Source organism: Geodermatophilus sp. SYSU D00710 (genome assembly GCF_054050195.1).
This window is the reverse complement of record NZ_JBJGYX010000030.1, coordinates 25,292-48,538: the sequence shown is the minus strand read 5'-3', so window position 1 is coordinate 48,538 and position 23,247 is coordinate 25,292. Positions and strand designations below refer to the sequence as shown.

Sequence of the window (23,247 nt, the reverse complement as noted above, 5' to 3'; positions counted from 1 at the left end):
GCTCAGGCGGTCCGGGAGGTCGCGGCCACGGCGAGCGCGTCGAGCGCGGCGCGGGCCTCCTCGGCGATGGGCGCGTCGGCGATCGCGGCGCGGGCGGTGGCGGTGCGCTCGGTGATCCGCTCCTCCACCCGGGCCCGCGCGCCGGTGTCCTCGATGAGCCGGCGCAGCGCGTCGAGCTCGTCGGCACCGCAGTCGGGGTCGCCGAGGCACTCGCGCAGCAGTCGGAGCCCGGCCTCGTCGGCCTCCTCCTCGGCCAGCGCGATCAGCAGCGTCTGCTTGCCCTCGCGCAGGTCGTCGTCAGCGGACTTGCCGGTGACGGCGGGGTCGCCGAACACGCCGAGGACGTCGTCGCGGAGCTGGAACGCCTCGCCCAGCGGCAGGCCGACCGCGGTGTAGACGTCGGCGGCGCGCGGGCCGGCGCCGGCGAGGGCCGCGCCCAGCTGCAGCGGGCGCTGCACGGTGTAGCCGGCGCTCTTGTAGCGGGCGACGGTGAGCGCGCCCTGGGCGCCGGGCAGCCCGCCGGCGGCGCGCAGCAGGTCGAGGTACTGCCCGGCGGTGACCTCGGTGCGCATGGTGTCCCACACCGAGCGAGCGCGGGCCAGGGCCGGGCCGGAGATGCCCGAGCGGCGCAGCAGCTCGTCGGACCAGACCAGCGCGAGGTCGCCGACGAGGATCGCCGCTCCCACGCCGAAGGCGTCGCCGTCGCCGGCCAGGCCGCCGTCGCCGTGGCGGGCGGCGAAGCCGACGTGCGTGGCCGGGCGGCCGCGGCGGGTGAGCGCGCCGTCCATGACGTCGTCGTGGACCAGGGCGCTGACGTGCACGAACTCCAGGGCGGCGACCGCGCGCAGCACCGCGGCGTCGTCCTCGGCCGGGCCGGTGACGTCCTCGGCCACCCCGCGCCAGCCCCAGTAGGCGAAGGCCGGGCGCAGCCGCTTGCCGCCGTCGGCCAGCGCGCACACCTCGTCGACGACGGGGGTGAGGGAGGGGTCCATCCCGGCCAGCGTGGCCCGCTGCTCCTCGAGGAAACCGGTGAGCGCGGCCGACACCGCGCCCCGGATGCGGCCCAGGTCGGCGGCTGCCAGGGAGGGCGGCAGCGGTCGGACCACGGATCCTCGTTGCTCCGCCGCGCCGGTGATCACGCGGCCAGTATCGCCCCACCGAGTCGCGCGCGTCCTGTTCGGGTGGTCGCTCACGGGACCTCCTGCCGCTTCCGTACCGGTACCGATCTCCTTCGCCCCGGACCGCGCGGACGGATGCAGGAGGCTGGACGGGGACGCCCGTACCCTCGGACCCCGTGACCGCCAGCGTCCGCGAGCTGCTCGCGACCTCCAGGCCGACCTGGTCGTTCGAGTTCTTCCCCGCGAAGACCCCCGAGGGCGAGGCCCAGCTGTGGACGGCGCTGCGCCGGCTGGAGCCGCTGCGGCCCTCGTTCGTCTCGGTGACCTACGGCGCCGGCGGCTCCACCCGGGAGGGCACCGTCGCGGTCACCGAGCGGATCGCCGCGGAGACCACGATGACCCCGCTGGCGCACCTGACCGCCGTCGGCCACTCCGTCACCGAGCTGCGCCACGTGGTCAGCCGGCTGGCCGCCGCCGGCGTGCACGACCTGCTGGCGCTGCGCGGCGACCCGCCGGGCCGCGACCCGCAGGCCGAGTGGGTCAAGCACCCCGAGGGCCTGCAGTACGCCGCCGAGCTGGTGGAGCTGATCCGGTCGATGGGCGACTTCTCCGTCGGCGTGGCCGCCTTCCCCGAGCGGCACCCGCGCTCCCCGGACTTCGACACCGACGTCGAGATGTTCGTGCGCAAGTGCCGGGCCGGTGCGGACTTCGCCATCACGCAGATGTTCTTCCGCGTCGAGGACTACCTGCGGCTGCGCGACCGGGTGGCCGCCACCGGCTGCGAGGTGCCGATCATCGCCGGGGTGATGCCGGTGACCAACGCCCGGCAGATCACCCGGATCGTGCAGCTGTCGGGCCAGGCGTTCCCCGAGGACCTCGCCGCCCGCTTCGCCGAGCTCGACGGCGACCGGCCCGAGGACCGGGCGGCGGTGCGCGCCTACGGCGTCGAGGTGGCGACGGCGATGTGCCGGCGGCTGCTGGACGAGGGCGTGCCCGGCATCCACTTCATCACCATGAACCGGTCGACGGCGACGCGTGAGGTGTACGCCAACCTCACCGATCCGCGGACCGGCACCGCGGTGCCCTCGCCGCTGGCCGCCACCCCCTGACACCGGTCCCTAGACCGACACCCGGTTGCCGGGCGCGAGCAGCTCCGCGGTCATCCGCGCGGCCCGTCGCAGGGCCACCCGCTCGGCCAGGTACCCCCCGACCACGCCGATGACGGGCAGCTGCGCCAGGGCCCGTGCGCCGATCCGGCCCTTGGGCCGGGCGTCGAGCGCCTCGTCGATGCGGGACAGCAGCCGGGCGGCCCGCCAGACGGTGCGGACCGCCCCGGCGAGCCCCGCCCGCTCCTCGCGGGCACCGAGCGCGGCCTCGGTGTAAGCGCCGCGCACCCGCTCAAGCAGCGGGCGCACCCGGTCGGGGGGCAGGTCGCGGGCCAGCAGCACCCGCGAGAGCAGCGACACCCGCTCGGCGGGGTCGGTCACCCCGTGCTCGCCCGCGACGCCGAGCACCACCAGCGACTGCACCGCCGTGCCGACGGTGTTCTGCAGCGGCAGCAGGTCGGCCAGCCGCCCGGCCAGCCGGGGCAGCCCGCCGGCCGCGGCGGCCACCATCGACGCGCGGTCGGCCCACCACGCGTCGCGCTCGGCCACCGGCGACCCGGGCGGGCGGCCCAGCCGCTGCACGAGGGGCGCGGTCAGCCGGTCGACCCGGCGCAGGACGTCGACGACGACGGCGTCGCTGAGGGGAGGGGCCATGGGGTGGAGGTACCCCTGACCGCGGTCGCTCCATGCGCGCCCGCTCCCTGCGCCGACTGACGCCGACGTCGCACCGGACGGCTTGCCCGGCGCTCGTACCGTGGCGCGCATGTCGGGGTACGGGCGCGCCCGCCGGTGGGGGGTGCTCGCCGCGCTGCTCACGGTCCTGGGCGCGCTGCCCGCCGTCGTCGCCGCACTGCCGGCCGAGGACTCCGACGTCGCCGCGGGCGACCTGCGCGACGCCGTCCTGGCCAGCGCCGACGTGGGGTTCTCCGGCTACGCGGTCTCGGCCGGCGGGCTGACCCTGCCGGTGAGCGACCAGCTGCCGGCGGTGGCCGACCTGCTCAGCGACCGCGTCCAGTTGCGCGTGTGGTGGCGCAGTGAGGACGAGCACCGGGTCGACGTCGTCACCGCCGCGGGGGAGACCGGCGTGCACGTCGGCCCGGCCGGCACCTGGACGTGGGAGTACGAGTCGTCCACCGCCGAGCGCACCGGACCGGCGCCGCTCGCGTTGCCCGCACCGCCGGACCTGGTCCCCGCCGCCCTCGGCCGGCGGCTGCTGTCGGAGGCCGCCGACGACGAGCTGTCGCGCATCGGGGCGCGCCGGGTGGCCGGCCGCGACGCGCTGGGCCTGCGGCTGGTCCCGGCTGCGGCCGCCGCGTCGGTGGCCCGGGTCGACGTCTGGGCCGACGCGGCCACCGGCCTGCCGCTGGCCGTGGAGGTGGTGGCCGACGGCGCCGACGCCCCCGCCCTCCACACCCGCTTCCTCGACCTCGACCTCACCGAGCCCCCGGCCCGGGTCGTCGCCTCCGCCCCGCCGCCGGGCGCCCGCGTCCGCGACGGGCAGGACGCCGGCGGGCTGCTGGCCGAGGCCGGGCGCCGGCTCGCCGAGGTGGCGCTGCCCGCGGAGCTGGCCGGCCTGCCGCGGCGGACGCTCGAGGGCGCGCCGTCGTCGGTCGGGGTGTACGGCCGCGGTGTCACGCTGCTCGCCGTCGCCCCGGTCCCCGCCCGGCTGGCCGGCGGGCTGCAGGCGGCCGTGCGCGCCAGCCCCGACGCCGTCGTGGACCGCTGGGGCGCTCGGGTGGCCGCCGGGCCGCTGGGGCTGATGCTGGTGGAGCGGCCCGGCTCCGGCACGTACGTCCTGACCGGCACGGTGACGCCCGACGCGCTCGCCGAGGCCGCCGGGCAGGTCCCCGGCGGAGCGCCGTGACCGCGGTGATCCGCACCCGCGGGCTGGTGAAGCAGTTCGGCCGGGTGCGCGCCGTCGACGGGATCGACCTCGACGTCCGCGCCGGCGACGTCTACGGCTTCCTCGGCGCCAACGGCTCGGGCAAGACGACGACGGTGCGGATGCTGCTCGGGCTGGTGCTGCCCACCCGCGGCGAGGTCGAGCTGCTCGGCGGCCGCATGCCGCGCGCGGGCCGGCGGGTGCTGCCGCGCGTGGGCGCGCTCGTCGAGGGCCCGGCCCACTACCGGCACCTGTCCGGCGCGGCCAACCTGGCGCTGCTCGACGCCGCCGGCCCGGGCGGCCCGCGCCGCACGCGGAGGCGGCGGATCGCCGAGGTGCTCGAGCAGGTGGGCCTCGGCGGGGTCGGACGGCGCAAGGTCGGCGCGTACTCCCTCGGCATGCGCCAGCGCCTGGGACTGGCCGGGGCGCTGCTGCGGCGGCCGGAGCTGCTGGTCCTCGACGAGCCCACCAACGGGCTCGACCCGCAGGGCATCCACGAGGTCCGGGAGCTGCTGCTCGAGCTGCACCGGGGCGGGACGACCGTGTTCCTCTCCAGCCACCTGCTCGCCGAGGTGGAGCAGCTGTGCAGCCGGGTGGGCGTGCTCGACCGCGGCCGCCTGGTGCTGCAGGAGGAGCTGGCGCGGCTGACCGCACCCACCGGCGCCACCGTCGTCGACACCCCGGCGCCCGAGCGGGTGCGCGCGGTGCTCGACGGCCGGGTGCTGCACGCCGACGGCGGGCGGCTGGTCGTGCGCGGGTCCGACCCGGCCGAGGTCAACGCGCTGCTGGTGGGCGCCGGCGTGCCGGTGACCGGCCTGGCGCTGCAGCGCCCCACGCTCGAGGAGGTCGTGCTCGCCGCCGCGGGCAGCAGCGCCGACCGGGTGGACCGGCCGTGATCGGGGTCGAGCTGGCGAAGACGTTCCGCCGGCCGCGGACCTGGACGACGATCGCCCTGCTCAACGCACTGCCGGTGCTCGTGGCGGTGCTGCTCCGGGTCACCGACCTCGCCCCGCGGCCGGGGGAGGGGCCGCCGTTCCTGTCCGCCGTGCTGACCAACGGGGCGCTGTTCCCGCTCGCGGCGCTGGCCATCGTGCTGCCGTTGTTCCTGCCGATCGCGGTCGCGGTGGTCAGCGGGGACGCCGTCGCCGGCGAGGCGCAGGCAGGCACGCTGCGCTACCTGCTCGTCCGCCCGGCGGGCCGCACCCGGCTGCTGGTGGCCAAGCTCGTCGCGGTGATGGCCTTCGTGGTCGTCACCGTCGTGGTGGTGGCCGCGGTCGGCTACGTCGTCGGCACCCTGCTGTTCGACGCACGGCCCGCGGCCGGGACGTCGGTGTCGGGGACGTCGCTGACCACCCGGGAGCTGGCCGGCCGGACGCTCATGGCCGTCGGCTACGTCGCCGTCTCCATGCTCGGCGTCGCCGCGTTCGGGCTGTTCTTCTCCACGCTGACCGACTCGCCGCTGACCGCCGCGCTCGGGGCGCTGGCGGTGCTGGTCACGTCGTCGCTGCTGTTCACCCTCGACGCCGCCTCGCCGATCGCGCCCTACCTGCCCACGCGCTACTGGCTGGCCTTCGTCGACCTGTTCCGCGACCCGGTGCTGTGGCGCGACGTCGTCCGCGGGCTGGCGCTGCAGGGGGTCTACGTCGGCGTGCTGCTGACCGCCGCGTGGGCCAACTTCACCACCAAGGACGTCACGAGCTGAGGCCCGCCGCGGCCAGCCCCGCCCGGACCTCGGCGACCTCAGCGTCACCGGCCGGCACCTGCGGCAGCCGCACCGCCGCGGACGGCAGCCGCCCGAGCAGCGCCAGCGCCAGCTTCGAGCGCAGCGCCCCGTTGCCCGTGCCGCACACCAGGTCCACCACCGGCAGCACGTCCAGGAACGTCTTCCGGGCGGCGGCGAGGTCGCCGGCCTCGGCCAGCGCGACGACCTCCGCCAGGCGGTCGCCCACCAGGTGGCCGCTCGTGCTGACCAGCCCGACGGCGCCCACGGCGAGGAAGGGGAGCAGCAGGTGGTCGTCCCCGCAGTACCAGGCCAGCCCCGTGTCGGCGACCAGCCGGGTGGCGGCCGCGACGTCGCCGGTGGCGTCCTTGACCGCCACCACCCGCGGGTGGCCGGCCAGCCGGTGGTAGGAGCCGGCGGTCAGCCGCACGCCGCTGCGGGCCGGGACGTCGTAGAGGGTCACCAGCAGGTCGGTGGCGTCGGCGACCGCCGTCAGGTGCGCGACCACGCCGTCCTGCGAGGGGCGGGAGTAGTACGGCGTGACCGCCAGCAGCCCGGTGGCCCCGGCGTGGGCGGCCTGCTGGGCCATCGCGACGGCGTGCCGGGTGTCGTTGGACCCGGCGCCGGCCAGCACGGCGGCGCGGCTCCCGACCGCGTCGGCGACCACGCGCACCAGGTCGACCTTCTCCCGGTCGGACGTCGTGGGCGCCTCACCGGTGGTGCCGTTGACCACCAGGCCGTCGTGCCCGCGGCGCCGGCCTGCCTCACCGGAGCGCGTCCTCCCTCGCCGGAGCGCGTCCTCCCGCACCGGAGCGCGTCCTCCCGCACCGCAGCGCGTCCTCCCGCACGTCCCACCGTGGGGGAGGACGCCGCACGATCAGGTCACCTGATCGTGGACGAGCACGCCGGCCCGCCCTCAACCGCCGAGGCGGGCGCAGTCGGCGGGGCCCAGCGGCACCGGGTCGCCGGGCGCCAGCTCGGCCACGACCATCGCCTGGACGAGCGGGTCGCGCGGCAGGTCGCCGTGCCCGACCTGCGCGCCGGCGCACACCGACTGCACCTCCAGCTCGACGGCGCCCTCGAGCCGGGCGGACTCGGGCGGTGTGACGGTCTCGTCCTGCGCGGTCCAGATCGACACCCAGGTCGCCCCGTCGGGCGTCTCGTCGCCGGCGTTGAGCGCCGCCAGCAGCTCGCTGTCGGTGGCCAGCTGCCGGCACGCCTCGGGGCACTGACCGGGGGCGAGGGTGACGGCGAGGTCGGCGAGCGTGGTGCCGTGGTGCGGCGACCCGAGGGTGACCACCCGCCGGGCGACGTCGGCACCGCCGTCCGCGACCCACAGCCGGGCGACCACCCCGCCGGCGGAGTAGCCGACGACGTCGACGCTGTCCGCGCCGGTGCGGTCGAGCGCCGCGCCGGCGGCCTGGTCCAGCGCGTCGGCCGCGGCGGCCAGATCGCCGGTGCCGTCGCCGGGCAGCGCGACGACGGTGGCGTCGCGGCCCTCCGCGGTCAGCCGGTCGGCCAGCGACGCCAGCGCGCCGGTGCCGCCGCCGTAGCCGGGGACCAGCAGCACCGGACCCGGCTCCTCCTGCGACACGGGGACGGCCGGCGCGGCGTCGCCGGTCCGGCCGGTGAGGACGAGCACCGTCGCGGCCACGGCGGCCGCGACGACGAGCGCGAGCAGGACCAGCAGCAGGCGGCGGCGGGCGGGGGCGAGGCCGGCGAGCACGGGTCCACTGTCCCCGGTCCCGCCGGGCGGCGGAGGGGCTGGGAGACACTGCGCGCGTGCTGAGCCGCGACGAGTACCTCGCCGAGTGGTCGCGCTGGCACGGTGGCACCGACCCCGCGGCCAGCCGGCTGGTGCGCGGCTGGCTGACGCTGGCCTACACGCTGGCCCGGGCGGTGTCGTGGCTGCCGCCGCTCGCGGCGACCGCGCTCGGGCTGCTGGTGGCGCTGGCGGCGGTCGGCCCGGCGCTGGCCGGCGGGGCGTGGCTGGTCGCCGCGGGCCTCCTGGTCGGGCTCTCCGGCCTGCTCGACTCCCTCGACGGGGCGCTCGCGCTGGCCGGCGGCCGGGCCTCGCGCCGCGGCTACGTGCTCGACTCCGCCGTCGACCGGCTCACCGAGGCCGGGTACGCGGGAGCGCTGTGGGCCGCCGGGGCGCCGGGGTGGCTGGCCGCCGGCTTCGGGGCCTTGTGCTGGCTGCCCGACTACCTGCGCGCCCGGGCCGGGCAGGCCGGCGTCGCCGAGACCGGCGCCATCTCGGTGTGGGAGCGGCCGACCCGGGTGGCCATGACCGGCTTCACCGTGGGCGGTGCCGGGATCGTCGCCGCGACCGGCCTGGACCACCTCGCCGGGGTGGCCGACGGCCCAGCGCTCGTGGTCACCGCCGGGACGGCCGTCGGCTGCCTGCTCGGGCTGGTGGGCACCGCCCAGCTGGGCGTCTCGCTGCGCCGGGCGCTGGCGGACTGAGGACGCCGGGGCGCGCGGGCGGCCCCGGTGCCTCTTAGGGTTGCGCTGCCCGCCGTCGGCCCGTCCTCCCCAGGAGCCCCCGTGCCCGTCCTCGTCACCGGCTCCATCGCCACCGACCACCTGATGACGTTCCCCGGCCGGTTCACCGAACAGTTCGTCGAGGGCCAGCTGGAGAACGTCTCGCTGTCGTTCCTCGTCGACGACCTCATCCAGCACCGCGGCGGCGCCGGCGCCAACATGGCCTACGGCCTGGGCCTGCTCGGCCTGCGGCCGGTGCTGATCGGGTCGGTGGGCAGCGACTTCACCGACTACGACGCCTGGCTCACCCGCCACGGCGTGGACACGCGCGACGTGCGGTGGTCCGAGCTCAAGCACACCGCCCGGTTCGTCTGCACCACCGACGCGGTCAACAACCAGATCGCGTCGTTCTACTCGGGGGCGATGAGCGAGGCCGGGGAGATCGAGCTCGGCCCGGTCTGCGCCCGCGTGGGTGCCCCCGACCTCGTCGTCGTCGGGCCGAACGACCCGACGGCGATGGTGCGCCACACCTGCGAGTGCCGCGACCGCGGCTACGCCTTCGCCGCCGACCCCAGCCAGCAGCTGGCCTGGGCCGACGGCGAGATGATCCGCGAGCTGGTCGACGGCGCCGAGCTGTTGTTCACCAACGAGTACGAGTCGGCGCTGCTCATGCAGAAGACCGGGTGGGACGCCGCGGAGGTCCTCGCCCGCGTCGGCACGTGGGTCACCACGCGCGCCGCCCAGGGCGTGCTGGTCCGCCGGCAGGGCGAGGACCCGATCGAGGTCATCGCCGTCCCCGAGACCAAGCCGGTCGAGCCCACCGGCGGCGGCGACGCGCTGCGCGCCGGGTTCATCGCCGGCCGGATGTGGGGGCTGGACCTGGAACGGGCCACCCAGCTCGGCTCGGCGGTGGCCACCGAGGCGGTCGAGGTGGTCGGCACCCAGGAGTACGAGCTGCGCCGCGGGCCCTTCCTCGAGCGGTTCGCGGCCGCCTTCGGCGACGAGGCCGCCGCCGAGATCGACGCCCACCTGCCGTGACACCGCGGTCCTACCGGACCGCACCGCGGCCAGGTGCTGTCCCCGCCTTGCGCTGAGCCCTGCCGCGACGTCCCGACCGGGAGCCTCCGGCCCCGCGGTCGGTCCGCCGTCCTCCGCAGGGCGGCCCACGTCCGGAGGTCAGCTCCCGCGGACGCGCTCGCCGATGGAGGGGTCCTCGGCCCACGTCGTGTAGGGGATCCGCGGGATGGTCCGGACCTCCCCGACGGTGCACCACTCGTTCCCGCCGAGCCGGGCCAGCGGGCGCAGGTGCTCGATCCGCGGCCGGCCGTCACGGACGGCGTCGGAGACGACGCTCACCCACTCGACCCGCCCGAAGACGACGGTGCTGTCGCCCAACCGCAGCGTCGAGTGCAGCGTGCACTCGACGCTCACCGGCGACTGCGCCACCCGCATCGCGCCCACCTTCTCGCTGGGCTCCAGGCGGATGCCGGCGGCCTCGGCCTCGCTCTGGTCGGGCGGGAAGTCGGTGCCGGTGGCGTTGGCCTGCTCGAACAGCTCCTCGGGCACCAGGTTGACGGTGAACTCGCCGGTGGCCTCGACGTTGGTGAGGGAGTCCTTGCGGCCCACCGAGGTGAACTGCACGATCGGCGGCTCGACGCAGGCCACCGTGTAGAAGGAGTGCGGCGCCAGGTTGTGCACCCCCTCGGCCGAGCGGGTCAGCACCCACGCGATCGGCCGCGGCACGACGATCGAGTTCACCACCCGGTAGAAGTCGCGCGGGCGCATCCCCGCCGGGTCGAAGGACGTGCGCGGGCGGCCGGTCTCGGCTGAGGTCACGCCCCATCCTCGCCCGGGCTCAGCCGAGCGCGCGTCCGCGCCAGGTCAGCGTGCCCCGCCGGTGCCCGGCCACCGACCGGGCCAGCAGCACGTCGAGGGCCAGCAGCGACACCGGGTGGGCCAGCGCGTCGGGCCACACCCGCCCGCCGGTGACCGCGGCGCTCACCGCCCGGCCGGCCACCCCGGCCGCCCAGCCGAGCAGCCCCGCCCGCGAGCCGCGCAGGGCGGCCAGCGGCGGGACGACGCCGACCGCCGTGAGCACCGCCGCCGCGGTCAGCGACGCCGCCGGCGAGCCGCCGACCGACGCCCACAGCGACTTGCCGTAGCCCTCGCGCATCGCCGCCCAGCCGTCGTACATGCGGCACTCGGCCAGCGCGGCGCCGGCCGCCGGGACCGCCCGCCCGCCCGACCGCTTGACCGCCCGGGCCAGGGCGACGTCCTCGACCACCTCCTCCCGCACCGCCGCGTGCCCGCGGGCACGCAGGTAGCCGCGCCGGGTGAGGGCGAGGAACTGGCCGTTGGCGGCGGTCAGCGACGGCCGGCGGGAGCGCTCGGCGGCCCGCAGCGGCAGCGTGGTCAGCCACAGCCACGGCGAGAGGGGCTGCACCAGCCGCTCGGCCGCGGTGCCGGTCACCGGCCGCGGCCACGGGGAGACCAGGTCGAGCCCGTGCGCGTCGAGCAGCGCGACGGCGGCGGCGACGGCGTCGGGCGCGAGCCGCACGTCGGCGTCGACGAAGACGAGGTACCCGTCGTCGGCCGCGCTCTGCGCCCCCACCCAGCAGGCGTGCGGCTTGCCCAGCCAGCCCTCCGGCGGAGGCGGCGCCGTGAGCAGCCGCACCCGCGGGTCGGCGACCCCGCGGACGACGTCGGCGGTGCCGTCGGTGGAGCCGTCGTCGACCACCACGACCCGCAGGTCGGCCACGCCGCGCGAGGCCAGCACCGCGGCGAGGCAGCCGCCCACCTCGGCCTCCTCGTCGCGGACCGGGACGACGACGGTGACCGGCCGGGTCACCGTCGGCGGGGACGGCGGCGGGCGGCGCAGCAGGAGGGCGTTGACCCCGGCGTGCACGGCGCCGGCGACGGCCAGGCCGGACAGCACGCGGACGGCCGCGCCGCTCACCGCCGGCGGGCCTGCAGCGCGAGCACCGCCAGCACGAGCACCGACAGCACCGCCCCCCACGCCGCCGAGCCGGGCAGGTCCAGCCACAGCGCGTGCGCCAGCGCCCCGCCGGGGACCATCCAGGCGATGACCAGCAGCGGCGCGGCGACGGCCGGCGTCCCGCCGGGCACCGCGGTGCGGGCGACGGCGAGCTCCAGCAGCGCCATGAGCACCAGCCCGGCGAGGATCCAGCCGGCCAGGTTGGTCAGCGGCACGGTGTCGATGCCGGGCAGCCCGGGGGAGGGGTGCGCCCAGGTCCAGTAGCCGGCCTGCACCAGCTGCGGGTCGAGGACGACGTCCCAGCCGGCGAACACCGCCGCGGCGACGGCGACCCGCGCGGCCGGCCGGCGTGCGTCCCGCACCCGGCGGGTGAGCAGGTCGGCCAGCACCCGGCTCGGCCAGGCCATCATCAGCCAGGCCAGCGGGACGAGGAACGGGACGCCGAGCAGGGTCGGGCCGAGCACGTCGCTGTAGGTGTACTCGCCGTAGGGGTACCCGGTGGCCAGCCCGACCGACTCGAACGCCACCGAGGTGAGCACCACGAGGGCGAGCACCGCGGCGCCGGTGCGGGCGCCGTGGGCGACGGTCGCGGCGGTGACCGAGACCCCCGACCCGAGCAGCACGATGGTCCAGGACACCGCGTCGCGGACCCCGCCGTCGGTGAGCGGGTAGGCGATCGCGGCCAGCACCAGCAGCCCGGCGAGGACCAGCGGCACCCGCGCCGGTGCGGGCGCCCGCCGCAGCGCCGTCGTCGCCGCGCTCACCGGGCCGCCCGCCGCAGCCGCCCGGCCGCGTCCTGGACACGGGTGCGCGCGCGGGCCAGCGGGCGGCGGTCGGCGAGCACCGCGCGCGCCGCCGTCCGCCCGGAGTTGCCCGACACCCCGCCGCCGGGGTGGGTGGAGGCGCCGGCCAGGTACAGCCCGTCGAGGCCGGGCACCCGGTAGCCCGACAGTGCCGGCGTCGGCCGGAAGGCGAACATGCTGGCCAGCCCCATCTCCACGTGCATCACGTTGCCGCGCAGCAGCGACAGTTCCCGCTCGAGCAGGAGCGGCGTCTGGACGTGGACCTGCTGCACCGAGGCGGCGAAGCCGGGCGCGAACCGGTCGACGGCCGCCACCAGCCGCTGTGCCTCGGCGTCGGCGAGGGCGTCCCAGTCGCCGCCGTCGGCGAGGTCGTAGGGGTACCACTGCCCCCACACGGTGACCACGTGCCGCCCGGGCGGGGCGAGGGTGTCGTCGCTCGCGGAGAAGGACATCGCCAGCGGCACCGGCTCGCGCGGCAGCCGGCCGGCCAGCCAGTCGCCGTGTGCGGCGGCCAGCTGCCCCCGGTCGGTGCACAGCAGCTGCAGGCCCTGCGCCGACACCGCGGGGTCGACGCCGGGGTAGACCGGCAGCGCGTCGGTGAGGCAGCGCAGCACCAGCCCGAAGCCGTTGCCCACCGGCGGGGCGGCGCCGGCCAGCGCGGGTGGGGCGTGCTCGCCGGCGAGGTCGCGGGTGGCCAGGACGTGGCAGGCGGCGACGACGACCGGGGCCGCGACCCGCCGTCCCGAGACGGTCTCGACGCCGGTGACCCGGCCGGCGTCGACGAGCAGCCGCGCGGCGCCGTCGCCGAGGACGACCCGCCCGCCGTCGGACTCGAGCCGGCGGCGCAGCGCCTCGGTGAGCCCGCCGGAGCCGCCGACCGGGTGGCCCGGCGGGGTGTCGTGCAGCAGCGCCACCCACGCGACCATCGCCGCGGTGCCCGGCTCGGACATCGGCGGCCCGGACTGCGCGCCGAACCAGGCCAGCGCGGCCTTGAGCCGCTCGCTGGTGAACCAGCGGTCGAGCAGCGCGTCGCCGGAGCCGAGGAAGTCGACGGCGAGGTCGCCGCCGGGGGTGCGCGGGGCGTCGCCGGTGGGGGCGCCCAGCGGCCAGAACGCACGGGCCAGGCCCAGCGGGGTGGGCCGGCGGCCGAAGGAGTCGACGACGGCGCGGCTGCGCGGCCCCCAGACGCCGACGAACCGGCGGTAGGCGGCCGCGTCGGCCTCGCCGCAGGCAGCGGCGATCGAGGCGCAGGTGGCGTCGAGGTCGACGGAGAAGACCAGCGGGCGGCCGTCGGGACCGGGGTCGCCGGGGACCGGGGCGGGCGCGAAGCCCCACGGGTCGCAGTCGAGGTAGCGCAGCCCGTGGGCGGCCAGGTCGAGCTCCTCGACGACGCCGCTGTGCCGGACGATCACGTGCGCGCTCGAGCCGCGGTCGACGCGGACGCCGGGCCAGCGCTCGACGGTGGACACCGCCCCGCCGAGGACCTCGTCGCGCTCGACCACCTCGACGGTCAGCCCCGCACGGGCCAGGTAGCAGGCCGCGACCAGGCCGTTGTGGCCGGCGCCGACGACGACGGCGTCGGCGGTGGAGTCGGCGGGCACGCTCAGGTGCCGCTGCCCGGGACCGGCCGCAGGGGCAGCTGGGCGCCGAGGATGGCGAAGGGCCGGGTGTCGCCGGGGAAGTGGTGACCGCGGGCGAGGTCGACGAAGCCGTCGGCGTGGTACAGCCGGAAGGCCTTCGTGTCGGCGTCGGGCGTGGACAGCAGCGCGACCGGGGCGTCGACGCCCTCGACCAGCGCGTGCAGCAGCCGCCGGCCCAGGCCGCGGCTCTGCGCGTCGGGGTGCACGTGCAGCTCGCACACCTCGAAGGCGCCGGGCAGCCACCGCTTGGCGGTGCGCCGGTCCAGCGCCGCGCGCACCTGGTCGTGCCACCACTGGCCGGGGGCGACGAGGTAGCCGTAGCCGAACCCGGTCAGCCGCTCGCCGTCCGGGCCGGGGGCGAAGGCGCCCACGGCGCGGAAGCCGGGGCGCTCGGTGTGCTGGATCGCGTAGCCGTAGCGGCCGGCCACCACCGAGGCGTCGTAGCCCATGGCCGCGCCGTAGATGGCCAGCGCCTCGTGCATGTGGTCGCGCAGCCAGCCGGGGGGCAGCTCGGTCACCCGCGCCGCGGGCGTCGTGCCGGTCACGGTCTCTCCTCGCTCACTGACCCGCGGTGGCGGGGTCGGGGACGGCGGCTCCGGGGACCGTGCCCGGCGGGCCGTCACCCACCTCGGCGGGGATGCCCTCGGTCAGCCGCAGCAGCTCGTCGTAGGTGGTGGGGAAGACGGCCGACGGGTGGCCGGCGGCGGCCCAGACCTGCTCGTACCGGGCCAGCTCGACGTCGACCAGGGTGCCGATGGGCGCGGGGTGGCCGACCGGGGCGACCCCGCCGATGGGCTGGCCGGTGTGCTCGCGGACGAAGTCGGCCGGGGCGCGCCGCACGCCCGGGACGCCCAGCAGCGCGGCCACCCGGCCGGTGTCGACCCGGTGCGCGCCGCTGGTGAGCACCAGCAGCGGCTGCCCGCCGGCGTCGAAGACGAGGCTGTTGGCGATGGCGCCGACCGGGACGCCGAGCCCGGCCGCGGCCTCGGCGGCCGTACGCGCGCCGGACGGGATGCCCCTGACCTCCCCCCGCACGCCGGCCGCGGCGAGCAGCTCGGCGATGGCGGCCACCCGGGGGTGGTCGGGTCGGCTCATGCGCCGATCCTGCCACCGCTGTCGTACCCCCGCCGTACCGTCCGCCGCGCGGGACGGGGAGTCCCCGGGCGGGTGTGTCCGGCTTGACGTGACCGGCGGGGTCGGGTCTACTCGACTCGTTCGAACAGACGTTCGAAGGGCCGAGCACCGCTCCCGGGACCTTCCCCGCCCGGGCGGGAGGCAGGCCGTCAGGCGGCACGGGGTGGGGAGTCGGTCATGAGCCGGGTGCTGGGTGACGTCGGCGAGCGGGTCGGCGAGGAGGTGCAGGTCGAGCGCGGCCCGCTCGGGCCGGCGCAGTTCTGGCGCGGGCAGTGGCGCTACGTCGTCGGCGAGCTGCTCGACTCGTGGGTCGAGACCACGCCGTGGTGGCAGCGGCCGGCCGACGTCCCCGGCGGCGCCTCGGCCGACCTGGTCGCCCCGCGCGAGGTCTTCCGGGTCGAGGCGGTGCGAGCCGGGCGCTCGCGGATGAGCTTCGCCGGGGTCTACGACCTGTGCTGGGACGCGGCGGACAACCGCTGGTCGCTCGTGCGGGTGCACGACTGATGGGCGCCGCGTACGCCATGACCCACGACCCGGCCGACCAGCTGCCCCTGCCGCCGCCGCTCCCCGCGGCCGCGGCCCAGCTGCTCGACCAGGCCACCCGGGCGCTGGCCGAGGCCCGCCACGCCCCCGACGCGTGCCGGCGCTACGCCACCGCGCACCTGGCGGCGCTGCGCGCGGCCGCGGCGGTGCTGGCCGCCCGCACCCGGCCCGAGAGCGGCCGCCGCCGGCCGCGCAGCGCCTGGGTGTTGCTCGAGCAGGTCGCCCCGGAGCTGGGGGAGTGGGCCACCTTCTTCGCCGCCGGCGCGGCCAAGCGCGCCGCGGCCGAGGCCGGGCTGTCCCGCGCGGTCACCGAGCGGGAGGCCGACGACCTGGTCCGCGACGCCGGCACCTTCCTCGCCGTGACCGAGGAGCTGCTGGCCAGCACGCCCGCGCCCGCGCCCCGGCCCCGCGTGGTCGGCGGCACCGCCCACCGTCCCGCGCGCGGGCGGTGAGCGGCGACCCCTTCGTCCACCTGCACGTCGCCTCCGGCTACTCCCTGCGGTACGGGGCCAACCACCCGGCCGACCTGGTGGCCCGCGCCGCCGAGCACGGCATGGGTGCCCTCGCCCTGACCGACCGCGACGGTCTCTACGGCGCGGTCAAGTTCGCGCTGGCCTGCCGGTCGGCGGGGGTGCGGCCGGTGTTCGGGGTGGACCTGGCGGTCGCCCCCGCGGTGAGCACCACCGTGCCCCCGGCCCGGGCGCACGTGCTGGGGGAGGACGAGCTGTCGCTGCGGCGGGCGGGCGGGCGGAGTCCCCAGAAGACTCCCGCGCGGCGCAGCCCGGTGCGGGGCGGCGCGAGCGTCGACCCGCGGCTGCCGCGGGTCACCTTCCTCGCCCGCGACGGCGCCGGCTGGCGCTCGCTGTGCCGGCTGACCAGCGCCACCCACCTGCGCGGCACCCGCGGCGAGCCGGTGAGCTCGCTGGCGCTGGCCGCCGAGCACGCGCCCGGGCTGGTCGCGGTGCTCGGGCCGGATTCACCGGTGGGCCGCGCGCTGGCCGCCGGCCGGGCCGACGTCGCCTCAGCCCGGCTCGCCGCGTGGCGGTCGGTGTTCGGCCCCGGGTCGCTGGTGGTCGAGCTGGTGCACCACCGCGGCCGGGGCGACCGCCTCCGCGCGCAGCGGCTGATGCGCTTCGCCGCCGAGGAGGGCGTGCCGGTGGTGCTCACCAACGCCGTCCGCTACGTCGACGCCATCGACGCGCCGACCGCCGACGTCCTCGACGCCTCCCGGCGGCTGGTCGCCCTCGACCGCCGGCACGTCGACCGGCGCACCGCCGAGGGCTACCTGAAGTCGGGCAAGGAGATGGCCGAGGTCGCCGCCGAGATCGCCGGCCCCGATCGCGACGCGGCGCTGCGGCTGCTCGAGCGCACCGCCCGGCTGGCCGAGCAGTGCGCCGTCGACGTCCGCGACGACCTCGGCATCGGCACCGTGCGCTACCCCGAGCTCGACGTCGTCACCGCGCCCGCCGAGCGGGGGATGAGCTCCTCGCAGGTGCTGCGGGCCCGCTGCGAGGCGGGGCTGGGCCGGCGCGGCATGCCGCGCAGCGGGGAGGTCCGCGTCCGGCTGGAGGAGGAGCTCGCCGTCATCGACGCCCTCGGCTACCCCTCCTACTTCCTCACCGTCGCCGACGTCGTCGACCTCATCAAGGACCTCGGGGTCCGCGCCGCGGCGCGCGGGTCGGGGGCGGGCAGCCTGGTCACCTACCTGCTGGGCATCTCCGACGTCGACCCGATCCGCTACGGGCTGCTCATGGAGCGGTTCCTCTCCCCGCTGCGCCACCAGCTGCCCGACGTCGACATCGACGTGGAGTCCGCCCGGCGGATGGAGGTCTACGACGCGGTCATCGACCGCTTCGGCGCCCACCGGGTCAGCTGCATCTCGATGATGGACACCTACCGGGTGCGGCACGCCATCCGCGACGTCGGCGCCGCCCTCGGGCTGCCGCCGGCCGAGGTCGACGCCGTCGCGAAGGCATTCCCGCACGTCCGGGCCAACCAGGTGCACGCCGCGCTGCGCGACCTGCCGGAGCTGCGGGCCAGCCGGCTGGGGTCCCGGCGCGGCGGTGGCACCGGCGACCTCGACCTGCTCTTCGACCTCGTCGCCCGGCTCGACGGCCTGCCCCGGCACATCGCGCTGCACCCCTGCGGGGTGCTGCTCTCCGACGCCACGCTGCTCGACCGCACCCCGGTGGAGAACAGCTTCCTGGGCTACCCGATGAGCCAGTTCGACAAGGACGACGTCGAGGAGCTCGGGCTGCTCAAGCTCGACCTGCTCGGCATCCGGATGCAGTCGGCGATCGCGCACGCCCTCGACGAGGTGGCCCGGGTCGACGGCGAGACCGTCGACATCGACGCGATCCCGCGCGACGACCCGACGACCTTCGAGCTCATCCGCAGCACCCGGACCCTCGGCATGTTCCAGATCGAGTCGCCGGGGCAACGCGAGCTGGTCGGCAAGTTCGGGCCCGAGACGTTCGAGGACATCGTCATCGACATCTCGCTGTTCCGGCCCGGGCCGGTCAAGAGCGACATGGTGACGCCGTTCCTGCTGGCCCGGAACGGCTGGCAGGACCCGGTCTACCCGCACCCCGACCTGCGGCCGTTCCTCGAGCAGACCGCCGGCGTCGTCGTCTTCCACGAGCAGGTGCTGCAGATCGTGGCGCAGATGACCGGCTGCGACCTCGCCCAGGCCGACGAGGCCCGCCGGGCGCTGGGCGACCGGGAGCTGCACCCGGAGGTGCGGACCTGGTTCGTGCCCGAGGCGCTGCGGCGCTACCCGGTCGACGTGGTCGAGCGGGTCTGGGAGGTGCTGGTCGCCTTCGGCTCGTTCGGCTTCTGCAAGGCCCACGCCGCGGCGTTCGCGCTGCCCACCTACCAGTCGGCGTGGCTGAAGACCCACCACCCGGCGGCCTTCCTCGCCGGGGTGCTCACCCACGACCCGGGGATGTACCCGAAGCGGCTGATCCTCGACGACGCCCGCAACTTCGGCATCCGGGTGCTGGGCCTCGACGTCAACGCCTCCGCCGGCACCTACCGGGTGGAGCGGCTGGCGCCGGCGGACCGGCGGGCGGACCGGCAGCGGCCGGAGTGGATGCCGGCGTCGATGGCCGACCCGTCGGCCTACGGGATCCGGCTCGCGCTCTCCGACGTCAAGGGCATCGCCGAGGACGAGGTCGAGCGGATCGTGGCCGGGCAGCCCTACCGGTCACTGACCGACTTCTGGTCGCGGGCGTCGGTGTCGCGTCCGGTGGTCGAGCGGCTGGTGCTGGCCGGCGGGTTCGACTCCCTCTACGGCTTCGGGGTGCGCGACCGCGAGGCCGGCCGCCCCACCCGCTCGCGCCGGTCGGTGACCCGCCGCGACCTGCTGCTGCAGATCAGCGAGCTGGACCGGTGGAGCCGCAGCGGGGCGCGGACCGGCTCGGTCGGGCAGCTCAGCCTCGACCTGCTCGGTCTGGAGCTGCCGGAGGAGGAGGCCGGCAGCGAGGAGCCGGGTTCCGAGGAGTCGGGCAGCGGGGAGCCGGGGCCGGAGTGGGCCGGCGGCAGCGGGCTGCCCGAGTTCACCGACGCCGAGCTGGTCCGCGCGGAGCTCGAGGTGCTCGGGCTCGACGCCAGCCGGCACGTCGTCGACTTCTACCGGCCGTTCCTCTCCGCGATCGGCGCGGTGCCGGCCGGGGAGCTGCTCGGCTGCCGCAGCGGCGCCGAGGTGCTGGTGGCCGGGGTCAAGGTGGCCACCCAGACGCCGCCGATCCGGTCGGGACGCCGGGTGGTGTTCGTGACCCTCGACGACGGCACCGGCTGCACCGACTCCACCTTCTTCGAGGACGTGCAGGGGCCCTACGCCGCGACGGTGTTCCACTCCTGGCTGCTGGTCATCCGCGGGGTGCTGCGCCGTACCGGCCCGCGCGGGGTGTCGATCCGGGCCACCGGCGCCTGGGAACTGCCGGCGCTGCACGAGGCGTGGGAGACCGGCGGGCCGGCCGCGGTGGCCGAGCACATGGCCGCGCCGGGGGAGTACACCGAGCAGGCCATCACCGGCGCGGCCGCCTCGCACGGCTCGCGGCCGGTGGTGGTCAAGCCGGTGCTCGTGCACCCGACCGGCTTCCGGATGTCGCCCTACGCCGACATCAAGCCCGCCGGGGACGACGCCGCCACCGCCGCCCGCCGGGCCGCGGCGTCCGCCCCCCGGAAGCTGTGGCACTCCAGCCCCGGCAGCCCCGGCCACTGATGGAGGACCCCGCTGCCCCCCACCGCTCGCACGCTCGCGGCGGGACCCTGCAGCAGGGCCGTTCCAGCAACTCACCACCGATGAGTCCCGGGCGCGGGGGCGGTCGGAACCCGCGAGCGCCGGCGCCCCGCCGGCCTCCAGGGAGGACGACCATGCCGAAGCAGATCCCGTGCCTGTGGTTCGACACCGAGGCGGAGGAGGCCGCGCGCTTCTACACGGCGATCTGGCCGGACTCCGAGATCCTCGGCACGGTCCGCTACGGCTCCGAGAACCCCGAGCGGGAGGGTCAGGCCCTCACCGTCAGCTGGCGGCTCGGCGACACCGAGTACGTCGGCCTCAACGGCGGCCCACAGGACTGGCACTTCAGCGAGGCCGTCTCCTTCCAGGTCCTGTGTGCCGACCAGGCCGAGGTCGACCACTACTGGGACCGGCTCACCGACGGCGGCGAGGAGGCTCCCTGCGGGTGGCTCAAGGACCGCTTCGGCGTCTCCTGGCAGGTCGTGCCCACCCGCCTGCTGGAGCTGCAGGGCGATCCCGACCCCGACCGCCGGCAGCGCGCCGTGCAGGAGATGTTCAGGATGCGCAAGATCGTCATCGCCGACCTCGAGCGGGCCGCCGACTCGGTCTCCGCTTGACGGCGCGGCCGGGCGGCGCGGGGCCCGACCGCCCGGCCACCCCCGACGCCCGCCACTAGGGTCGGACGGGTGCCGCCGACCCCGCCCGACCCGTCCTCCGGCGAGCAGCTGCCCGTCCGGACCGCCGCGGTGTGGGCCGCCCTCGACCCGCTCGTGGGGGCCGGCACCCCGCTGCGGGTGCTCGACGTCGGCGGCGGCAGCGGTGGCTTCGCCGTCCCGCTCGCCCGGCTCGGTCACGAGGTCACCGTCGTCGACCCCAGCGCCGACGCGCTGGCCACCCTCGAGCGGCGGGCCCGCACCGCCGGCGTCGGTGACCGGGTCCGCGGCCTGCAGGGCGACGGCGACCTGCTGCACGAGCTGCCCCTCGACCACGAGGGTTACGACCTCGGCCTCTGCCACGCCGTCCTCGAGGTCGTCGACGACCCGGCGACCACCCTCGGCGAGATCACCCGCACCCTGCACCCCGGCGGCCAGGTCAGTGTCGTGACGGTCAACCGGGCCGGCGCCGTCCTCGCCCGCGCCCTCGGCGGCCACCCGAAGGAGGCCCTCGCGCTGCTCGAGGACCGCGACCCCGCGCCCGGCCGCACCCGCCCCGCCCGCCGCCGGTTCGCCCCGGCCGATCTGCTCGCGCTCGTCGAGAGCGCCGGGCTGCGGCCGGGGGAGTGGCGCGGCGTCGCCGTCGTCGCCGACCTGCTCGACACCGCCTCCGGCGCCGACCCGGCCGCGGTCCGCCGCCTCGAGCTCGCCCTGGCCGGCACCTCGCCCTACCGCGACGTCGCCACCGGCCTCCACGTCCTGGCCACCCGCCCGTGACCGTGCCGCCGCCCGACGGGCTGCCCGCGGACCTGGTCCGCCCCGCCTACGGCCGCGCCACGCTCGCCGACGTCCTGCCCGGCGTGGCCGCCGCCCTCGGCGTCGACGTCGACCGCGCCGGCCTGCCGCCCGACCCGCTCGGGCTCACCGCCGCGCTGGCGGGGGCGCGGCGGGTCGCGGTGCTGCTCGTCGACGGGCTGGGTGCGCAGCTGCTGCGCGCGCACGCCTCCCTCGCGCCCACGCTCGCCGCGCTGGCCACCCCGGTCGGCGACCTCGACGCGCCCTGCCCGAGCACCACCCCGGTCAGCCTCGCCACCCTCGGCACCGGCGTGCCCCCGGGCGGGCACGGCGTCCTCGGCTTCGTCACCGCCGTCCCCGGCCAGGACCGGCTGCTCAACCACGTCGCCTGGAGAGACGACCCCGACCCGCGCGACTGGCAGCCCCGCCCGACCGTCTTCGAGCAGGCCGCGGCCGCCGGCCTGCCGGTCACCGCGGTCGCCCCCTACGCCTACGCGGGCTCGGGCCTGTCCACCGCCGCCTACCGCGGCGCCGGGTACCCGGGCACGGTCGGCGCCGGCGACCTCGCCGCGGTGCTCCTGCAGTCCCTCGCCGCGACCCCCACCGGCCTGGTCTACGGCTACACCCCCGAGCTCGACCTCACCGGCCACGTCCGCGGCGTCGACTCCGACAGCTGGCGCAACCAGCTCGCGCTCGTCGACCGCCTCGTCGAGCAGGTGGTCACCGGCCTGCCCGACGACGCCGCGCTCCTGGTCACCGCCGACCACGGCATGCTCGACGTCCCCGCCGCCACCCGCGTCGACCTCGACGACGAGCCCGCCCTGCTCGACGGCGTCGCGCTGCTGGCCGGGGAGCCCCGCGCCCGCTACGCCCACGCCGTGCCCGGCGCCGCCGGCGACGTCCTCGACGCCTGGCGCGGGGTCCTCGGCGACCGCGCCTGGGTTGTCGGCCGGGACGAGGCGGTCGCGAGCGGCGTCTTCGGCGACGTCGACGCCGCGCTGGCCGACCGCATCGGCGACGTCGTCGCGCTCGCCCGCGGCCCGTGGGCGATCACCGCGTCGGCCACCGAGCCCGGTCCGAGCCGGCTGGCGGCCTACCACGGCTCGCTGACCGGCGCCGAGGTCGCCATCCCGCTGCTGCTGGCCCGCGGGCGCGCCCTCTAGGGGACCGGCAGCGAGACCGACAGCGCGGTCCACTCGCGCGGGTGCGCGGGGTGCACGGCCCGGCAGGTCAACTGCGCCGCCTCGGGCGCCGGCCGGCTCTCCACCCGCACCACGACGTCGCCGTCCGGGCCGCCGAGCACGACGTCGAACCGCTCGACGCCGGCCGCCGCCTCGGCGTCGGTGCCCGGCTGCCGCTGCGCGCGGCGCAGCGGCAGGTCGTCGACGCCGAGCAGGCCCAGCCGCTCGCGGGCGGCCTGCTGGGCGGCCTGCGCGGCCAGCGGCAGCCCCGACCGGCCGCGCAGCCACGGCAGGGCCACCTGCCCGCGGGCGTGCGCGGCGACGAGGTCCGCGCCGTCGCCGGCCACCTGGGCGTAGGCGAAGCCGTGCGGCAGCACCAGCACGTTGGTGGCGAACCGGCAGCCGCCGAGGTGGCTGCACTCCCAGACGTCGGCCGGGCCGGGCGCGGGCAGGGCGCGGGCCAGCGGGCGCCCGCGCAGCGCGCAGCAGGCGTCGTGCTGGCCGTGGGTGCAGACCAGGTAGACCGGGTCGGGCGCGCGCTCGCCGACCGAGCCGTCCCACGGCGCGTCGAGCAGGTCGGCGTCGGCGTCGCGGACCGACCACCACAGCCCCTCGCGGCCCGGCCGGCCGTCGGCGTAGGCCCAGCGCCGCCCGGACGCGGCCGGCCGCTCCCCGGGACGGCGCACCAGCAGCACCCGGACGCCCTCGGCGCGGGCGCGGGCGGCCAGGCGCGGGGCGACGCCGGCGTCGAGGCGGGACTGCAGGAGCGCGTCGCGGCCCCACGGCCCCGGCTGCTCGACCAGCAGCCAGCGCTGTGCGGGCCCCGCCGTGGCGACGGGGGAGTCGCCGCGGACCAGCGCGGTCACCGAGCAGCGGGTCGGGTCCAGCCGGCCGGTGCGGACCGGCCGGGAGGGCGAGGGGGCGGCGGGCTCGGCCGGTGCGGCACTCAC

23 protein-coding genes are annotated in these 23,247 nt (G+C 77.6%); 12 read left to right on the top strand and 11 right to left on the bottom strand.

What is annotated here, in order from left to right; all coding sequences use genetic code 11:
- Nucleotides 1-2: 2 nt before the first annotated feature.
- Complete coding sequence (locus tag ACI78U_RS14885; RefSeq protein WP_456876107.1) at nt 3-1,106, bottom strand: polyprenyl synthetase family protein; 1,104 nt, start codon at nt 1,104-1,106, stop codon at nt 3-5.
- Between the two features lie 188 nt (nt 1,107-1,294).
- Between ACI78U_RS14885 and metF the strand changes: the two genes are divergently transcribed.
- On the top strand, nt 1,295-2,227 hold the full coding sequence (gene metF, locus ACI78U_RS14880) for a methylenetetrahydrofolate reductase [NAD(P)H] (RefSeq protein WP_456876106.1): 933 nt from the start codon (nt 1,295-1,297) through the stop codon (nt 2,225-2,227).
- 9 nt (nt 2,228-2,236) lie between these two features.
- On the opposite strand, the gene ACI78U_RS14875 is transcribed toward metF, so the two are convergent.
- Nucleotides 2,237-2,878 (bottom strand): hypothetical protein, encoded by a 642-nt coding sequence (locus tag ACI78U_RS14875; RefSeq protein WP_456876105.1) that lies wholly within the window; start codon nt 2,876-2,878, stop codon nt 2,237-2,239.
- 109 nt (nt 2,879-2,987) lie between these two features.
- On the opposite strand from ACI78U_RS14875, the gene ACI78U_RS14870 reads away from it, so the two are divergent.
- Genes ACI78U_RS14870 through ACI78U_RS14860 form a run of 3 tightly spaced genes read left to right on the top strand, consistent with a single transcriptional unit; the run spans nt 2,988 to nt 5,808 of the window.
- Nucleotides 2,988-4,088: a transcriptional regulator gene (locus tag ACI78U_RS14870; RefSeq protein ID WP_456876104.1), complete on the top strand. Its 1,101-nt coding sequence runs from the start codon at nt 2,988-2,990 to the stop codon at nt 4,086-4,088.
- Nucleotides 4,085-5,002, top strand: coding sequence for an ABC transporter ATP-binding protein (locus tag ACI78U_RS14865; RefSeq protein WP_456876103.1), 918 nt, complete (start codon nt 4,085-4,087; stop codon nt 5,000-5,002). The genes ACI78U_RS14870 and ACI78U_RS14865 overlap by 4 nt, the downstream gene beginning before the upstream one ends.
- Nucleotides 4,999-5,808 carry an ABC transporter permease gene (locus tag ACI78U_RS14860; RefSeq protein ID WP_456876102.1) on the top strand — a complete coding sequence of 270 codons (810 nt, stop codon included), beginning with the start codon at nt 4,999-5,001 and terminating at the stop codon, nt 5,806-5,808. The genes ACI78U_RS14865 and ACI78U_RS14860 overlap by 4 nt, the downstream gene beginning before the upstream one ends.
- Here ACI78U_RS14860 and ACI78U_RS14855 read toward each other — a convergent pair.
- Both ACI78U_RS14855 and ACI78U_RS14850 read right to left on the bottom strand, forming a co-directional pair.
- On the bottom strand, nt 5,798-6,634 hold the full coding sequence (locus ACI78U_RS14855; RefSeq protein ID WP_456876101.1) for a 4-hydroxy-tetrahydrodipicolinate synthase family protein: 837 nt from the start codon (nt 6,632-6,634) through the stop codon (nt 5,798-5,800). The genes ACI78U_RS14860 and ACI78U_RS14855 overlap by 11 nt on opposite strands.
- 108 nt (nt 6,635-6,742) lie before the next feature.
- Nucleotides 6,743-7,552 (bottom strand): lipase family alpha/beta hydrolase, encoded by an 810-nt coding sequence (locus ACI78U_RS14850; protein ID WP_456876100.1) that lies wholly within the window; start codon nt 7,550-7,552, stop codon nt 6,743-6,745.
- A gap of 56 nt (nt 7,553-7,608) precedes the next feature.
- On the opposite strand from ACI78U_RS14850, the gene ACI78U_RS14845 reads away from it, so the two are divergent.
- A complete protein-coding gene (locus ACI78U_RS14845; RefSeq protein ID WP_456876099.1) occupies nt 7,609-8,292 on the top strand; it encodes a CDP-alcohol phosphatidyltransferase family protein in 684 nt (227 codons plus the stop codon).
- Nucleotides 8,293-8,373: 81 nt separating this feature from the next.
- A complete protein-coding gene (locus ACI78U_RS14840; protein WP_456876098.1) occupies nt 8,374-9,348 on the top strand; it encodes a carbohydrate kinase family protein in 975 nt (324 codons plus the stop codon).
- Between the two features lie 138 nt (nt 9,349-9,486).
- Here ACI78U_RS14840 and ACI78U_RS14835 read toward each other — a convergent pair whose 3' ends face one another.
- Genes ACI78U_RS14835 through ACI78U_RS14810 form a run of 6 tightly spaced genes read right to left on the bottom strand, consistent with a single transcriptional unit; the run spans nt 9,487 to nt 14,843 of the window.
- Nucleotides 9,487-10,146: a flavin reductase family protein gene (locus ACI78U_RS14835; RefSeq protein ID WP_456876097.1), complete on the bottom strand. Its 660-nt coding sequence runs from the start codon at nt 10,144-10,146 to the stop codon at nt 9,487-9,489.
- A 19-nt stretch (nt 10,147-10,165) separates the two neighbouring features.
- Nucleotides 10,166-11,266 carry a glycosyltransferase gene (locus tag ACI78U_RS14830; RefSeq protein ID WP_456876096.1) on the bottom strand — a complete coding sequence of 367 codons (1,101 nt, stop codon included), beginning with the start codon at nt 11,264-11,266 and terminating at the stop codon, nt 10,166-10,168.
- Complete coding sequence (locus ACI78U_RS14825; protein ID WP_456876095.1) at nt 11,263-12,069, bottom strand: carotenoid biosynthesis protein; 807 nt, start codon at nt 12,067-12,069, stop codon at nt 11,263-11,265. Before ACI78U_RS14825 ends, ACI78U_RS14830 begins: the two co-directional genes overlap by 4 nt.
- Complete coding sequence (locus ACI78U_RS14820) at nt 12,066-13,709, bottom strand: phytoene desaturase family protein (RefSeq protein WP_456876094.1); 1,644 nt, start codon at nt 13,707-13,709, stop codon at nt 12,066-12,068. The genes ACI78U_RS14825 and ACI78U_RS14820 overlap by 4 nt, the downstream gene beginning before the upstream one ends.
- Before the next feature lie 2 nt (nt 13,710-13,711).
- On the bottom strand, nt 13,712-14,293 hold the full coding sequence (locus tag ACI78U_RS14815; protein WP_456876093.1) for a GNAT family N-acetyltransferase: 582 nt from the start codon (nt 14,291-14,293) through the stop codon (nt 13,712-13,714).
- A 13-nt stretch (nt 14,294-14,306) separates the two neighbouring features.
- Nucleotides 14,307-14,843, bottom strand: coding sequence for a YbaK/EbsC family protein (locus tag ACI78U_RS14810; protein ID WP_456876092.1), 537 nt, complete (start codon nt 14,841-14,843; stop codon nt 14,307-14,309).
- A gap of 216 nt (nt 14,844-15,059) precedes the next feature.
- Here ACI78U_RS14810 and ACI78U_RS14805 point away from each other — a divergent pair, with 216 nt between their 5' ends.
- The 6 genes from ACI78U_RS14805 (at nt 15,060) to ACI78U_RS14780 (ending at nt 22,279) form a co-directional block, all read left to right on the top strand.
- Nucleotides 15,060-15,386, top strand: a complete 327-nt coding sequence (locus tag ACI78U_RS14805; RefSeq protein ID WP_456876091.1) for a DUF6504 family protein — start codon at nt 15,060-15,062, stop codon at nt 15,384-15,386.
- Nucleotides 15,386-15,877, top strand: a complete 492-nt coding sequence (locus tag ACI78U_RS14800) for an SAV_6107 family HEPN domain-containing protein (protein WP_456876090.1) — start codon at nt 15,386-15,388, stop codon at nt 15,875-15,877. Before ACI78U_RS14805 ends, ACI78U_RS14800 begins: the two co-directional genes overlap by 1 nt.
- On the top strand, nt 15,874-19,650 hold the full coding sequence (locus ACI78U_RS14795) for a DNA polymerase III subunit alpha (protein WP_456876088.1): 3,777 nt from the start codon (nt 15,874-15,876) through the stop codon (nt 19,648-19,650). Before ACI78U_RS14800 ends, ACI78U_RS14795 begins: the two co-directional genes overlap by 4 nt.
- 152 nt (nt 19,651-19,802) lie before the next feature.
- Nucleotides 19,803-20,285 (top strand): VOC family protein, encoded by a 483-nt coding sequence (locus ACI78U_RS14790; protein WP_456876087.1) that lies wholly within the window; start codon nt 19,803-19,805, stop codon nt 20,283-20,285.
- A 69-nt stretch (nt 20,286-20,354) separates the two neighbouring features.
- Complete coding sequence (locus ACI78U_RS14785) at nt 20,355-21,098, top strand: class I SAM-dependent methyltransferase (RefSeq protein WP_456876086.1); 744 nt, start codon at nt 20,355-20,357, stop codon at nt 21,096-21,098.
- Nucleotides 21,095-22,279, top strand: a complete 1,185-nt coding sequence (locus tag ACI78U_RS14780) for an alkaline phosphatase family protein (protein ID WP_456876085.1) — start codon at nt 21,095-21,097, stop codon at nt 22,277-22,279. The genes ACI78U_RS14785 and ACI78U_RS14780 overlap by 4 nt, the downstream gene beginning before the upstream one ends.
- Here the strand turns inward: ACI78U_RS14780 and ACI78U_RS14775 are convergent.
- Nucleotides 22,276-23,247 carry a sucrase ferredoxin gene (locus tag ACI78U_RS14775; protein WP_456876084.1) on the bottom strand — a complete coding sequence of 324 codons (972 nt, stop codon included), beginning with the start codon at nt 23,245-23,247 and terminating at the stop codon, nt 22,276-22,278. The genes ACI78U_RS14780 and ACI78U_RS14775 overlap by 4 nt on opposite strands.